13 protein-coding genes are annotated in these 13855 nt (G+C 63.5%); 8 read left to right on the forward strand and 5 right to left on the reverse strand.

The genetic code is table 11. The features are described from left to right. The first annotated feature begins 5 nt into the window (after window positions 1-5). Genes LDN90_RS21300 through LDN90_RS21325 form a run of 6 tightly spaced genes read left to right on the forward strand, consistent with a single transcriptional unit; the run spans window position 6 to window position 6414 of the window. A complete protein-coding gene (locus LDN90_RS21300) occupies window positions 6-440 on the forward strand; it encodes a GPW/gp25 family protein (protein ID WP_223947034.1) in 435 nt (144 codons plus the stop codon). After that, entirely contained in the window at window positions 437-3070 is a 2634-nt protein-coding gene (locus LDN90_RS21305) for a baseplate J/gp47 family protein (RefSeq protein WP_223947035.1), read from the forward strand. The genes LDN90_RS21300 and LDN90_RS21305 overlap by 4 nt, the downstream gene beginning before the upstream one ends. Beyond that, the gene (locus LDN90_RS21310; RefSeq protein ID WP_223947036.1) at window positions 3063-3668 is read left to right on the forward strand and encodes a phage tail protein; all 606 of its coding nucleotides are present in this window, start codon (window positions 3063-3065) and stop codon (window positions 3666-3668) included. The genes LDN90_RS21305 and LDN90_RS21310 overlap by 8 nt, the downstream gene beginning before the upstream one ends. A 6-nt stretch (window positions 3669-3674) precedes the next feature. Further along, window positions 3675-4151: a hypothetical protein gene (locus LDN90_RS21315; RefSeq protein ID WP_223947037.1), complete on the forward strand. Its 477-nt coding sequence runs from the start codon at window positions 3675-3677 to the stop codon at window positions 4149-4151. 54 nt (window positions 4152-4205) lie between these two features. Then, window positions 4206-5135, forward strand: a complete 930-nt coding sequence (locus LDN90_RS21320) for a PASTA domain-containing protein (RefSeq protein ID WP_223947038.1) — start codon at window positions 4206-4208, stop codon at window positions 5133-5135. Between the two features lie 52 nt (window positions 5136-5187). After that, the gene (locus LDN90_RS21325) at window positions 5188-6414 is read left to right on the forward strand and encodes a pyridoxal phosphate-dependent aminotransferase (protein WP_216926799.1); all 1227 of its coding nucleotides are present in this window, start codon (window positions 5188-5190) and stop codon (window positions 6412-6414) included. A gap of 78 nt (window positions 6415-6492) precedes the next feature. Here LDN90_RS21325 and LDN90_RS21330 read toward each other — a convergent pair whose 3' ends face one another. Continuing rightward, window positions 6493-7530 carry a zinc-dependent alcohol dehydrogenase family protein gene (locus LDN90_RS21330; protein WP_223947039.1) on the reverse strand — a complete coding sequence of 346 codons (1038 nt, stop codon included), beginning with the start codon at window positions 7528-7530 and terminating at the stop codon, window positions 6493-6495. A gap of 93 nt (window positions 7531-7623) precedes the next feature. Between LDN90_RS21330 and LDN90_RS21335 the strand changes: the two genes are divergently transcribed. Continuing rightward, window positions 7624-8082 (forward strand): carboxymuconolactone decarboxylase family protein, encoded by a 459-nt coding sequence (locus tag LDN90_RS21335; protein ID WP_216926755.1) that lies wholly within the window; start codon window positions 7624-7626, stop codon window positions 8080-8082. 17 nt (window positions 8083-8099) lie between these two features. Then, complete coding sequence (locus LDN90_RS21340; protein ID WP_216926756.1) at window positions 8100-9008, forward strand: sigma-70 family RNA polymerase sigma factor; 909 nt, start codon at window positions 8100-8102, stop codon at window positions 9006-9008. A 94-nt stretch (window positions 9009-9102) separates the two neighbouring features. Here LDN90_RS21340 and LDN90_RS21345 read toward each other — a convergent pair whose 3' ends face one another. The 4 genes from LDN90_RS21345 to LDN90_RS21360 all read right to left on the reverse strand — a co-directional run bounded on the left by LDN90_RS21345 (window position 9103) and on the right by LDN90_RS21360 (window position 13804). Continuing rightward, window positions 9103-9915: a hypothetical protein gene (locus tag LDN90_RS21345; RefSeq protein ID WP_223947040.1), complete on the reverse strand. Its 813-nt coding sequence runs from the start codon at window positions 9913-9915 to the stop codon at window positions 9103-9105. Continuing rightward, window positions 9890-11194: an amino acid permease gene (locus tag LDN90_RS21350; protein WP_223947041.1), complete on the reverse strand. Its 1305-nt coding sequence runs from the start codon at window positions 11192-11194 to the stop codon at window positions 9890-9892. Before LDN90_RS21350 ends, LDN90_RS21345 begins: the two co-directional genes overlap by 26 nt. Before the next feature lie 173 nt (window positions 11195-11367). Then, window positions 11368-11811 carry a hypothetical protein gene (locus LDN90_RS21355; RefSeq protein WP_223947042.1) on the reverse strand — a complete coding sequence of 148 codons (444 nt, stop codon included), beginning with the start codon at window positions 11809-11811 and terminating at the stop codon, window positions 11368-11370. A 16-nt stretch (window positions 11812-11827) separates the two neighbouring features. Beyond that, window positions 11828-13804 carry a primary-amine oxidase gene (locus LDN90_RS21360; protein ID WP_223947043.1) on the reverse strand — a complete coding sequence of 659 codons (1977 nt, stop codon included), beginning with the start codon at window positions 13802-13804 and terminating at the stop codon, window positions 11828-11830. Between the last annotated feature and the right edge of the window lie 51 nt (window positions 13805-13855).

Genomic DNA, 13855 nt, shown 5'->3' on the forward strand with positions numbered 1-13855 from the left:
CAGTCATGAGCGCCCCACGCTACACATCGATTGCTTTCATCCATCCGGATTTCGACGCAGCAGCCGGCGTCCCCGGTCTGCGCATCACCGCGGCAGGCAGGTTGGCGACTGTTACGGACGCAGCCTCCATCCGTCAGGCCCTCCTCCTCCTGCTGAGCACCAGGCCCGGCGAGCGCGTCAACCGCCCGACCTACGGCTGCCACTTGTTCCGCTTGGCATTCGCTCCGGCTGACGACACCACCGCCGGGCTGGCCATCCACTATGTGGCCCGCGCGGTGGAGCAGTGGGAGCGACGCATCACGGTCCTTTCACTGGACGCGTTACGCTCGCCGGAGGATCCCGAGGTTCTCGAGGTACGGCTGAAATACCGTGTCCGCACCACCCAGCTGGAGGACGAGATCGCCATCGCATTGCCCGTGGAATCCGGAGGTGCAGTATGAGTATCCCCGTGCCCAACCTGGACGATCGCAGCTTCGCGGAGCTCGTGGCCGGCGCCCGCGAGCGCATCCAGCAAATCGCCCCTGAGTGGACGGACCTCTCGGTCCACGATCCCGGCATCACCATCGTGGAGGCCTTCGCCTACCTTACGGACACGCTCATGTACCGGCTCAACCGTGTGCCGGACAAGCTTTACGCCGTTTACCTGAACCTCCTGGGCACGTCGCTGTACCCGCCGAGCACGGCCGAAACGATGCTGGAGTTCAGCCGCTCATCCGCCACAGGCACAACCGCAGGCCAGGAGATCCGGATCCCCCGAGGCACGCAGGTCAGCTGCCCACCGGGCGTTCCTGGCTCACCCCAGCCGGTGTTTACGACGACGGCGGCAGCCACTTTGGCTCCCGGCGAGAGCAGCGTCCTGGTCCCCGCAGCCGATGTCACCATGTACGACGCCGTACCGATTGGTACCGGGACCGGCAGGCCGGGCCAGAGCTTCGTGATCCCGAACGCGCCGATCGTCTCGGGCGCAGGGCTGGCAATCGCCGTCGAAGTTCCGGCAGGGACGCGGCTAAGCAGTGGCGAGGCTGTGCTGGTCGACGGAAAACCCTTCCGGTACTGCAGGGAAGTGGAGGCGTTCGCCGACGCAAGGCCTGGTGAGATGCCGGTGCGGATCGACCGAAGTGCCGGCGTCGCGGTGTTCGCGTGGTGGGACGAAGAGTCCAGGACGCGGACGGAAACCGGGCAAGGGCCATTGGTACCAGGGGCAGGTGCCGAAGTTCGCGCTTGGTACCGCAGCGGTGGTGGTTCCGGCGGTAACGTCGGCGCGGGTCAGCTCACGGTGCTGCGTTCCCCTGTCCCGGGAGCCAAGGTCACCAATCCGGAGCCGGCAACGGGAGGCCGCGACGGCGAGTCCTTGGAGAACGCCCTGAGGCGCGCGCCTCAGGATTTTCAAGCCCGCGACCGCGCAGTTACCGTCCGGGACTACGAGGTCCTGGCACGGCGGCACGGCGGTGTGGGCCGTGCGAGGGCTTTCACACGCAAGGATCTGTGGGCGTTTGCCCGGCCCGGGGAAGTGGAAATTGTGCTGGTGCCATTCGTTCCCGGCGGCGGAGCAGGCGCGGCCCAACCATTACGCGCAGCGGACCTTATGTCACACGCACGCGACGAAGTGCGAATCGAAGTGGAACAATATCTCCGCAGGCGGTCCACGGTTGGCGCCGAGCCTGTAGTGCGCTGGGGCCTCTACAAACAGGTGCTGGTGGATGCGCGGATCGTTGTTCGTCCCGACGAGGATGCCGAGGCCGTGAAATCCAGGATCGTGGGCCGCCTGTCTGAAGGGATCAGTCCGCTGAGCCCGGATTCGTCCAGTTACGGATCCGGCTTTGGGAAGCCACTGCGTGTCTCCAATCTGTACCGCGCCATGGAGGAGGCCGAGCCTGGCGTTCAGTATGTGGACCGGGTCAGGCTGGAAGTGGACAAAGTTCCGGACAGTGATGCCGTGTCCTTGGTCCAGGCTGAAGGCCAGGACAAAACGTGGTTCGTGGCCCAGGGCGGCACCCTGTTCCGCACCACCAACGCCGCCGACGGCTGGGAAGCCTGTGCGGATTTTGGTGTTCCCTCCGGCGGCGACCAGGCGGAAGAAACCGTCCGGGCCATCGCCCCGTTCCGTTCCCCCGCACCGGGCCGGCTGGGTCCGGAGCGGCACCCGGGCATGGTGGCCGTGAGCACGGTGACTGGTACGGGTTCCCGTATTTATCTCAGCGAGGACCTCGGGGAATCGTGGCGCAGAGCAGCGGAACTGGGGTTCGTCGTCGCGGATTTGTGTTGGGTGGACCGCCAGGGTGAGCCGTTGCTGTTGCTGGCAGGCGAACGCGGCCTTTACGAACTTCCGATGAGCCAGGGTGCCATTCCCGTACAGAACGTGGTGGACACGTCCCAGCCGGATCGTGGCTTTTACGCCGTGGACGCCTTGGTGGACGTCCGCGGGCGGACGGGTGTTGTGGTGGCCGCCGAGGCCTCGGCAGGCGTCTGGCTCTCCCCCGATGCCGGTACAGCGGACAGCTTCAAGCAGGTCAAGGCCGCTGGCGAGGACATCCGCTGCATGACCATCCAGTACGACGGCGGTGCGAGCTACGTGTGGCTCGGCCGCGCAGTGCCGGAAGGGGCCGGGACGGGATGCCTGCGGCTGAAGATCGACGAGTTGGGCCGCACGGATTTTGATGAGTCGTTCATGAATTCGTGGGAGCAGTTCAGCGCTGGCTGGACCGGGGGCAGTTGCTGGGGTGTCCACGTGATGGGTGACGCTGCCTACGCCGCTACCCAGAGCGGCGGGGTCTTACGGCTGCAGCTGGGCCAGGCGTCTGCGCAATGGAGCGTGCCGGACGTTAACTGCAATCTGCCGTTGAGGGACCGTACCCGGTTCGAGCCTGTCCGTTCCGTGTCCGGCGCCATCCTTGGCGGCAAGCCCGTGGTCCTTGCTGCCGGCCCGAAAGGCGTTTATCGCAGCTGGGACAACGCCGTTCAGTGGGAAAGTTGCACCCGGCGCGTGGTAGAGGATGTTGTGACGCTGCCTGACACCTGGCTGTTCTGCTCGGGTGAACACAGGATCGAGGTGGTCCATGGCAATGGCTGAGTCCGATGGGCTTCAGGAGTCCAACGTGCCTGAGGAGTCCAATGTGCCTCAGGCGTCCAATGTGCCTCAGGAGTCCAAGCTGCTGAGGGTCCTGCCGGAAGTGTTCCAGGTTGCCGCCGACACCAGCTCTCCCCTGCAGGCCCTTCTTGCTGTGGCCGAGGATATGCATGGGCCCGTCCGGCAGGTCTTGGACCGCATCCATACCGTTCCCGATCCCGGGCGCGCGCCGTCGTCGTTGATTCCTTTTCTCTCGCGCTGGGTGGATCTGGACTGGTTGACGCTTCCCGGTCCGGAGGGCGGCGCTGGATCCGGCACCATTCCCGGGACCGGTGCCATTCCCATATCGCGGCAGCGGGACCTCATCGCGGCCGCGGCGCAGCTCTCCGCACGGCGCGGCACTGTGGACGGGCTCACCCGTTTCCTGCACCTGGCCACGGGCGTGCCGGGCTTCGAGGTGGAATCCGTTCCGGGTGCCTTTCATATCAGGGTGCTGGTTCCTGCGGAGGCGGGCGGGCAGCTGGAGTTGATCCGGCGGATCGTCAAAGGCATGAAACCCGCGCACGTGACGGATGAGGTCACGGTGCAGGCAAATGGATGACCCGGCATGAATAAGGAGAACCGAACCCCAATTCTCGTGGTGGTCGCCTGTGGAGTGATCGCGCTGTTAGTGCTGGTGTTCGGCGTCAGTTGCGGGGGCGGGAACAACGATGCAGCACGGGACTGGCAGGGCGGATTCTCCGGCGCAGCCGCGGGCGCGAAACTCACTTCGGCAGACCTGTCTGCCCACGGCGGTTCGTGTTCGGCATCGGATACCCAACTGGTGGTTACGGGCGCGTGTGTGTTCGATGTGAAGGAATTCGGTGGAGGCCTGTTCTATTTCGGACCTCCCACCAAGCGGGCAAGGCTCGCCCCGCAGCAGGCGGTCACCGTCTCGCTGTTGGTGCAGGGCACGCGGGCTGAGCAGAATTCAGGCCCAGGGAAAACCGTGGACCTGACCTTCGGGACCTCGGGCGGACAGCTGGGAATCGTCTGTCCCGGTCTGGGGACCTGTGTGTTGCTGATCCAGGAAGCCGGAGGCTGAGATGTGCTGCCATGCACCGAAACTACAAACCGCGATCCCAGGAGTTGTTGTGCCATGACTGCCATCACCATGACGTTGAGCTCCCCGGATGTGGTTCTTAACGACGGGAAGGGATCGCTGACAGCTTCCGTCACCAACGGCTCCACCACTTCGGAGCGTGTGGTGCTCGGCGCCTTCCCGGGGCAGGTGACCAATCCGCCGTCGAAAACGTACACCACCATCCCCAACCCTCTGCGGACCATCGCTGCCGGGGCCACCGAACAGTACGTGGTCAATTTCGACACCGCAGGAGCTTCCGAGGGCAGCTACCCGGTGAAGTTGATCGCCTACTCCGCCGACGACGCACCTGAGGACTACGCGGACCAGGCGCATGTGGTCACACTGACTGTTCCGACGGCCGAAAAGCAGAAGCCCAAGCCGGGATTCCCGTGGTTGTGGGTGATCATCGGGGGTGTGGTGCTGCTGGCGGTTATCGGCGTGATCCTGTACTTCATGTTCAAGGACGCCAACGTTCCGGATGTGAAAACCAAACCGCAGGCTGAGGCGGTCAAGATCGTGACGGACGCCGGTTTCAAAGCGGCCACGACGGAAATCGAAAGCGCCTCGCCTGAAGGAACGGTAGTCAACCAGAGTCCCGCCGGCGGCGAGAAGGTAGGGCGCGGCAGCACGGTCAACCTGGAAATTGCGGTTCCCGTGAAGGCCACCGTGCCCAGCGTCCTGGGATCACGGATTGAAACAGCCCGTAACGCCTTCCAGACGGCACAACTGCAATTGGACTTCACCCAGGGTTCCGCCTGCCAAAGCTCGCCGCCCCTCTCCCTGGTGAGGTGCGTAGTGGTGGGCGTCAATCCCGACGTCGGCACCAAGGTCAACGTCAACGCGCTCGTTTTGGTACGGACTGAATTAAGGTCCAGCATCATCGTTGATCCGGTGAACATCTGTCTGAGCAACCCCCAACTTTGCGAGGTGCGACTGAACCCGTGACTATTTCCGGACACGTTTGCCTGCCGGGGCAGCTGCCATGAAAAGATCAACCATGCGTCCGATGCAGCACTCCAGCAAACTCCAGAATGTCCGCTACGAACTCCGTGGTCCCATCCTCCAGGCCGCCAAGGCCATGGAAGCCGAGGGACACCGCATCCTCAAGATGAACCTTGGGGACACGGCACCGTTCGGATTGGAAGCGCCGGAGTCAGTGGTGGTGGACATGATCCACCACATCCGTGGGGCCCAAGGCTACAGCGATTCCAAGGGCATTTTCTCCGCCCGGACCGCGATCTCGCAGTACTACCAAACGCGCGGACTGATGACGATCGGCGTCGAGGATGTCTTCATCGGCAACGGCGTCAGCGAACTCATTTCCATGACCCTGCAGGCGTTCATGGAAAACGGCGACGAGATCCTCATCCCGGCACCCGACTACCCGCTCTGGACCGCGGCCGTGACCCTCACGGGTGGCAAAGCCGTGCACTACCTCTGCGATGAGGACGAGAATTGGTGGCCGGACATGGCCGACGTCGAAGCGAAGATCACGCCGCGCACACGCGGCATCGTGATCATCAACCCGAACAATCCCACGGGTGCCGTCTACCCCAGGCACATCCTTGAGCAATTCGCGGCGTTGGCGCGGAAGCATGATCTCGTCCTGTTTTCCGATGAGATCTACGAGAAGATCCGCTACGTCGACGCCCCGCACATTCATACCGCCGCGGTGGCGGACGACATCCCGGTTCTCACGTTCAGCGGACTTTCCAAGGCCTACCGCATGCCCGGCTACCGTGCAGGTTGGGTTGCCGTGACGGGACCATTGACCGCAACAGCTGCCTACCGGGAATCCTTGGAGCTGCTGGCCTCATTGCGGTTGTGCTCCAACGTTCCCGCCCAGCACGCCATCCAGACGTGCCTGGGTGGATACCAGAGCATCGAAGCACTCATTCGTCCCGGCGGGCGCCTGCGTGAGCAACGGGATCTGGCGTGGAAGTTGTTGACGGCGATCCCCGGCGTTTCGTGCGTCCCCGCGGCCGGCTCAATGTACCTGTTCCCCCGGTTGGACCCGGAGATCTACCCCATCGAAAGCGACGAGAAGTTTGTCCTCCAACTCCTGCAGGAACAGAAGATCCTCGTCTCGCACGGAACGGCCTTCAACTGGCCCACACCGGACCACTTCCGTTTCGTGATCCTGCCGACCGTGGAGGACATCGAGGAAGCGGTGCGCAGGATCGAACACTTCCTCGCTGCGTACCGGAACCGCCCGGTGGACTAACCCAAGTAGGTCGCATTTGTGCGCGTTTTGACGGCTCAAAACGCGCTTAAGTGCGACCTAGTTGGGGGTGCCAGGCAGTTAGCGGGCCGGGTCGATCATGGTCATCCCGGCCACGGTCGCTGTATCGAAGCTCGGCAACAGGACCGCCGCTTCCTCCAGGCCAATGGTGCGTTCAATCAGCAGCTGTGGTTGCAGCAAGCCTTGTTCGATGAGCGCCATCATGCCTGGGTAATCAACTGCGGCCATGCCGTGGCTGCCGAGCAGGTCAAGCTCCCAGCCAATAACGCGATCCATCGGGACGCGCGGGTGCCCGTTGATGGAAGGCAACAGGCCGATCTGGACATGCCTTCCACGACGACGAAGGCTGAGGATCGCGTCGGCGCACGTTTGTTCACTTCCGACGGCGTCAATCGCCACGTGGCTGCCACCACTGGTCAGCCGGTTAACGGCTTCCGGAATGTCCGAGCCGTCAGCAAGGACGGTGTGTTCGGCACCCAGGCGTGCTGCCACGGCCAACGCCTGAGGGTTACGGTCCACGGCCACGACCCGCGCCCCAAGCGCCTTGGCAATCATTACTGCGCTCAGGCCCACGCCCCCGGCGCCAACGACGGTCACCCATTCTCCGCTCTTCACCTTTGCCCGGGCAGCGAGCGCCCGGTAGGCGGTGGCGAAGCGGCAGCCGAGGCTGGCCGCCGTCGTAAATTCAACACTGTCAGGGATTGCCACCAGATTGCTGTCCGCGGCATGCAGGGCGACGAACTCGGCGAAGGATCCCCAGTGGGTAAAGCCTGGCTGTTGCTGCTCCGGACAGACCTGGGCTTCTCCTGCCAAGCACCACTCACATTTGCCGCATCCGCAGACGAAAGGAACAGTGACGCGGTCGCCGGTTTTCCAGCGCTGGACGCCTTCGCCCACGGCAGCAATGACACCGGCGAGCTCGTGGCCGGGCACGTGGGGAAAGGCGATGTCGTCGTGTCCGGCCCAGGCGTGCCAGTCGCTGCGGCACATGCCAGTGGCCTCGACTTTCACCACCACTCCACCGGCCGGGGCCTCAGGCGTGGTTACTTCCCGCACTTCAGGCTGGGCCCGGACGTCATCAAATATCACTGCTCGCACGCACCGACTCTAACAAGGTCCTCAAGGCTGTCACACTTCGGCCCTCCCTTACGACATCCCTGATGTAAGGCACCACCACAGAAGGGAAACAGCATGACCCGCATCAATATCGGCCATAGCAACAAACTCGGCTACGCCGCTGTCATCGGGCTGGAAGGCTACGCCCGGAAGTCGGTTGATCCCGATTTGTACGAACTCATCAAGCTCCGCGCCTCCATCCTTAATGGCTGCGGTTTCTGCGTGGACATGCATGCCACCGACGGCCGGAAGCGCGGGATTCCCACCCGCAAGCTGCATGCCGTGGCAGCGTGGCAGCATTCGAAGGTGTTCTTCGATGCCCGCGAGCAGGCCGTGCTGGCCTTGACCGACGCCATAACCCAGCTGGGGCCGGACACCGTCACCGACGAGGTCTGGAACGCGGCCGCCACCCATTTCGACGACAGCCAGATGGGTGGTTTGGTCCTGGCCATCTCCACGATCAATGTGTGGAACAGGATTGCCGTGAGCACGCAAATGGAGCCGCCGGTAGATGAGAAGAACCCGATCGTCTGAGGGGTAGCGTGGAGGGCATGAGTCTTGCGGTATCGGCCACGGCCGCGTGGCAGAGCGAGCGGAATCGTTTGCTGGGAATCGCCTACCGGATGTTGGGAGATTTCGGCCATGCCGAGGACGTCGTCTCCGAGGTTGCCATCGATGCCGTCCGGCAGGAACGGAAAACCGATGGCCGCCGAGTGGAGTCCTGGCCCGCGTGGCTGACAACGGTGTGCGTTCGGCGCTCGGTTGACCGGGTGCGGCAACTCGCCGCTGTGCGCGAGGACTACACCGGGCCTTGGTTGCCGGAGCCTGTGGACACTTCCAGGCTTCCGGAGGAAACCGTGGCCAACCGCGAGCTCCTGTCCTTGACCTTGCTTCACCTGGCTGAGCAGCTGGCGCCGGAGGCCCGTGCGGCGCTTGTGCTCCACCGCGCTTTTGGGATGTCCGCGCCGGAAATCGCGGACATCCTGGAAAAGACCCCCGCTGCCGTACGCCAAATGATTTCCAGGGCCGAGCGCCGTTTGGACATCGACCCGGACGCTCCCGCGCCCAGGACCAAGGACCGCGCGGCCTTGGAGAAGCTGGTAGGGGCCATCGAGCAAGGTGACATTGACACGGTAGTGGCCATGCTCGATCGGGACGCTGTTCTCTGGGCCGACGGCGGCGGCAAGGTCAAGAGCGCAATGAACCCGGTGTTCGGGGCCGAACGAATCGGGCGGTTCTTCGTGGGCATCCTCGGCAAGGCAGCCGCCTTCGATCCCGTACAGCCCATCACCGCCGAGCTCATCGCTGTGAACGGGGAACCAGCGCTGGTACTCCGGCACTCGGGCCGTGCCGACGTCCTGGTACTCGATGTCTTGGCGCTGGACGGCGGCCCTGACGGCACCATCCGCGGGTTGCGGCAGATCTCGAATCCTGACAAGTTGACGCGGGTTTCGCTGTGAGTTGGCTCGAGGTAGCGGGAAAGCTGCGCGTTCGCGGGGAAACTTCCCTGCGAATTGGCAGGCTTCCCGCGAAGTCACCGGACTGGTGGCAAGGCTAGTCCCCCGCCGAGCCGCTCACGCGCAGAGCGTTGATGATCGCGGGAATGGACGCAATCAGCATGATCAGTGCCCACACGAGTGCCACCACCACAGTGATCAACGCCCAGAACTGATCCCCAATGGACACCAGCGGTCCGGGCAGGAACCCATGGATCAGCCCCAGGATCACCTGAAGCAGCACGGAAACCACCAGCAGCACCACCAGCCCTGTGACTTTGAGGAACTTGGGTTGGCTAAGGATCAGCAGCATGGCAAACACGATTTTCAGGACCAGCAGCAAACCCAGGATCCCCGCTGCCTGCCCTTTCGGAAAGCTCCCCCACAGGGCCAGGTACGCAATGGTTCCAAACGGGGTGGCCACGAACAACCCGATCATCAGGAACAGCTTCGCCAAAGCCAACATCGCCGTAAGGAAAGCCGCGATAACCCAGAGCAGCGTCACGATGAACGTCGTGAGGCCCTGGATACGGCCATACGTTCGCAGGTCGATGATCAGGCTGAGCCCCAGCATCACCACGGTGAACAGCAGCAAGCCATCCAGGAATGCGAGGAATCCAATGCCCGCGCCTGGCGGTTCGGCATCGGCCCGCTGCGTCTTGAGGAAGACATCCAGCGGAACGCCCAGGTTGTTGGCATCACGTGCGGAGATGGGGTCGACGGCGGTCTGCCCCAGCAGGAGCGACATCCCTACCTCGGCCAGGACTACCAGGGCAAAGACAACGACGGCTGCAATGAAGAAGGGACGGCGCAGGGCATCGGGGTCTGGCCCGCTGCGGAACCCCTCACGAATTGACCACGCTGCGGCCATGGCTCAATTGTGGCACCGGGGGTTTCAAATACAAGCGCCCCACCAACAATGCCGCAGCACCCAGCACGGCCGGAACCAGCAACGCCCACCCGCTGAAGAGCAAGACCACGAGCATCACGACGGCGGCCACGATCACGCCGCACCAGGCCGCGGTTCCGCGGGGCAACAGGAGGACGCCCGCGGCCAGACCAAAAGCGGTCACAGCCGTGAAGCATGCCGAGGCTGCGCCTATTTGGAATTCCATGCTGAGGAACCCCACAGCTGCGAGGGCAAAGGAAAGCGACGTCATGACAGCGAGTGCCGTCAAGCTCACGGAAGGCACCTCCCCTGCACCCACGCCACGCGCCAAGGGCCGCGGCAGCACGCCGTCGGACGCCAACCTGGCGCCAAGCTTGCTGGCCCCAGCCACGAACGTATTCAGGGGTCCGAACGTCAACACGGCTGCCGCCACGGCCGTCACCGGAGCCGCCGCCGGTCTCAGTCCTTTCGCCAGCAATTCGGCCACCGGCACGCTGCTGCCGGAGAGTCCTGGACCGAGAACAGCGACGCACGCCGCCACCAAGCCGATGTAGACAACCCCGACGACGACGAGCGTTAGCCAGGTGGCCCGCTTCAGGTCGCGTTCGGGGTGGCGGAATTCGCCGGCCAGATGCGTCACGGCCTCCCAGCCGGCGAAACAGAAGAAGAGCAGGCTCGCTGCACCGCCCACTGCCCAGTAGCCGTTGGGGGCGAAGGGTACAAAGTTTTCTGCCTTGGCGTAGGGCGCCGCCACGGCTACGGCGAGCGCAAGCAACGCCACGAGCAACACCATGAGGAGGAGTTGGAGTTTGCTTGAGACACGGATCCCCACCGCGTTGCTCACGAAACCTGCCGCCAGGATCAGCCCCGCTGCTATCAGGGCCGTCTCCCGCCCACCGCCCATGGCATGAGCGATGTACTCCCCGCCGATCACCGCGGTGGCGGGCGCCCCGAACGGGATGGCGAAGTAGAAGAGATAGCCTGCCACAACTGAGGCCCGTTGCCCGAAAGCGCGGGTCACGAACGTGGCGATCCCACCGGCGTCGGGCTGCTGCCTGGACATTTCAGCGAAACTGAACGCCACCGGGGTGCAGAACACCAACAGCAGCGCCCATGCTAACAACGACGCCGGCCCTGCAACTTGGGCGGCGATGGCAGGCAGAACCAGCACACCCGACCCCAGAATGGCACCTACATAGATTCCCGTGGCCCTGAACAAGCCAAGGCCGGATTTACCCGAATTACTGACAGCCCTACTCACACCTCTACTGAACAGCGTTCGGGGCAGGTGCAACAAGCACGGAAACTGCCTGCTCAGGGCAATATCCTGCCGAATTCTTGCTGCGCTTGTGCTTCCTGACCCTCTTTGAATTTTGGCGGGGCACTGTGCAACCCAAAAGGGCTGATTATCCGCCGTACCAACGCCAAAGAGAGTCAGGAAGCAGCGGCCATTTGTACCCGACGCCGAAGCCGCGCCACCAAGGTAGCGGCGAGTAGCGCCGTCGCGATTTCCAGTCCGATCACCAGCAATAGTCCGGCGGCGCCGGAAGTATCAACAGCGTTCGACGCCGGCCCCCCACCGTGCGCGTGTCCGGTACCTCCCGCTCCCAGCAGCAAGACGGAATGAACGGCAATCATTGCCACAGCGGAAACCGTCACCTGATGAAGAGCCCCGACGCGGCTGTGGCGCCAGATGTGAACAGTGCAGGGGACGCAGATTGCTGCCAAAGCAATCATGAGGACGCCAAGCCACACGCCATGGTTCCCCCATGCCGCGACCCAGAGGTGGACCAGGCATGAGACAGCAGTGAGGACTGCGCAGATCCGTGGATGGAGGACGGGCCCGGTTGACCGGACCCGTCCCGTCGTGGTGGTCATGTGTCCGGGGATCCGTTTAGTGGCAGTGGCCGTGCTGATCTGAGCTGTCCGCGTCTGCAGCGGCGGCTGCGGTGTGGCAGCTGGAACCTGAAGAGTTGGCGGGCACGTCCAGCACGGGGCTGCGATCGAAGAAGCCTTCGGGGCGGAGCTTGAAGCCAACCGTGTCCACGGGCATGATCGGCCAGTCCTCCACGCGGGGGAAGTGTGTGAGGCCGAAGGTGTGCCAGAGAACGATGTCCTGGCCGTCGATGTCGCGGTCCTGGGCCACGAATGCCGGGAGACCTGCTCCGCCGGCGTGCTGGTTCACGAAGTCACCCGTAGGGTACCGTTCCTCGTCGGAGTAACGCGTAACCCAGAGGTCCTTCGTGGCGAATGCGGCGCGCTTCGCGATGGAGGAACCTGGATCGGCCAAAAGGGTGGGCTGGTTTTCGGCATGGAGCTTGTAGCCAACGGGCTCGCCCAAACGGTTCCGGGACCCGGGGTTGGAGATAATCCACGTCCGGCCTGCACGAGCGTTTGCTTCACGGACGCCTTCAGACTCCTTCGCCAGCACAACGCGCTTGCGGGAGAAGGCGTTGCCGCGTTCGTTGCCCGCACCCATGGCCTGGCGGACCACGTCCTCTTCCTCCACGCGGTTGGTGAAACCATCAACGGCCATATCCAACCGGGCGCTGAAAAGGTGCTGGTGGAACGGTGCGCCGAGCCCGGGTGCGAGCTGCGAGATGTTGTCCGAGCCGCCTTCCGGGAAGGCAGAGGTGAAGACGACGCCGGTGGCCTTGGCTTCGAACTCAATGGTGCCGTCCAGGTAGAGGTACCAGTAGAAACCGTAATCGTAGTTGCCAATGGTGGTGAAGAAGGAGATCACCAGGCGGCGGTTGCGTCGCGTGTAGGTGATCCCGGTCCAGAGGTCGGTGTGCTTGGAAAGGATGCCCCAGTCTTCCTCGTGCATGCAGATGCCATTGCGGATTTCCCGCGGGTTGCCGAAGGCATCGCTGATGACAGGGCTGAGGTAGGTGATGTCACCCAGGCAATCACAGCCCAGTTCCAGGGAGTTCGCGTACTGGCCCACGAGGTATTCACCGGTGTCGAAGTAGTTCTGCCAAGACCGGATAGGCGACGGGTCACCGTAGGGCACAACCATCTCCGCGATCGACGCGCGATTAATGATGGGCCTGAGCCGGTCACCATCCCTGAAGGCAAGGTTGTGGAGGACCACTCCTTCGCGGACATCGAAGCCGACGTCCACGCTCCACTTCTCCCACTCCACATGATTGCCGCCGGTAACCGTGAAACTCGGACCTTCGGGTTGGGTAATGCTGATGGGCTTTTGGGTGGTCCGGAGCGGGCCTGTGAGTTCAGGGTCGGTGTAGTTTCCATGCTCTTCAGGAATCGGCATGACGCCAAGATCAATCACCTGGGTGACTTCCTTGTTGACCACATCCACATACGCCACCAGCCCATCCACCGGGTGCGCCCAAGCGCTGTCCTCCGGGAAATCCTGCACAAAAGCCAAGCCCCGCAGGATCCGACGGCCCCTCTCGTCGTCGTACTCAAACACGCCCGCGGACAGCGGAGCGACCCTCACCTTGGCCACATCCAGATCCCGTGCTGCCAGGGCGGCAAGCCACCGTTCATCCGTGGCAAGCAGCGTCTCAACGACCTCAAACTCTTCCTCCAGCACGGGAAGTTCGCCGGAGACTTTGGTATCAAGCTCTGTTGCGGACAGGATCTGGCCGCGCGTCACCGACACCAGGACATCGGCAGGAGCCCCGCCGGAGATGTCGTGGATGAACACACGGAAGCGGCGGTCTTCTTGTGCTTGCCCACGGGCCGGATCCACAAGGCCCAGGTAGGCGATCCGCTGCTCGTGGCCAAGATATCCGGCAGCCTGCAGGAGGCACTGCACCTCGGAGATTTCGGCGCCTGTTGCCAGTCGGTACTGGGTTTCCTGAACGGCTGCTTCAGTTGCTGTCTGGGTTGCTGTGGGCGTCATGGCTGCCTCTTGTCAGGGACCTGTTATGGGTCAGGATTTATTTTCTATAGA

It is taken from the genome of Arthrobacter sp. NtRootA1 (assembly GCF_019976975.1).
Lineage (GTDB): Bacteria > Actinomycetota > Actinomycetes > Actinomycetales > Micrococcaceae > Arthrobacter > Arthrobacter aromaticivorans.

Bases quoted from the DNA above. Each gene is read 5' to 3' on its own strand.
- LDN90_RS21300 (WP_223947034.1), top strand. From the start codon at position 6: ATGAGCGCCCCACGCTACACATCGATTGCTTTCATCCATCCGGATTTC.
- LDN90_RS21305 (WP_223947035.1), top strand. From the start codon at position 437: ATGAGTATCCCCGTGCCCAACCTGGACGATCGCAGCTTCGCGGAGCTC.
- LDN90_RS21310 (WP_223947036.1), top strand. From the start codon at position 3,063: ATGGCTGAGTCCGATGGGCTTCAGGAGTCCAACGTGCCTGAGGAGTCC.
- LDN90_RS21315 (WP_223947037.1), top strand. From the start codon at position 3,675: ATGAATAAGGAGAACCGAACCCCAATTCTCGTGGTGGTCGCCTGTGGA.
- LDN90_RS21320 (WP_223947038.1), top strand. From the start codon at position 4,206: ATGACTGCCATCACCATGACGTTGAGCTCCCCGGATGTGGTTCTTAAC.
- LDN90_RS21325 (WP_216926799.1), top strand. From the start codon at position 5,188: ATGCGTCCGATGCAGCACTCCAGCAAACTCCAGAATGTCCGCTACGAA.
- LDN90_RS21335 (WP_216926755.1), top strand. From the start codon at position 7,624: ATGACCCGCATCAATATCGGCCATAGCAACAAACTCGGCTACGCCGCT.
- LDN90_RS21340 (WP_216926756.1), top strand. From the start codon at position 8,100: ATGAGTCTTGCGGTATCGGCCACGGCCGCGTGGCAGAGCGAGCGGAAT.
- LDN90_RS21345 (WP_223947040.1), bottom strand. From the start codon at position 9,915: ATGGCCGCAGCGTGGTCAATTCGTGAGGGGTTCCGCAGCGGGCCAGAC.
- LDN90_RS21355 (WP_223947042.1), bottom strand. From the start codon at position 11,811: ATGACCACCACGACGGGACGGGTCCGGTCAACCGGGCCCGTCCTCCAT.
- LDN90_RS21360 (WP_223947043.1), bottom strand. From the start codon at position 13,804: ATGACGCCCACAGCAACCCAGACAGCAACTGAAGCAGCCGTTCAGGAA.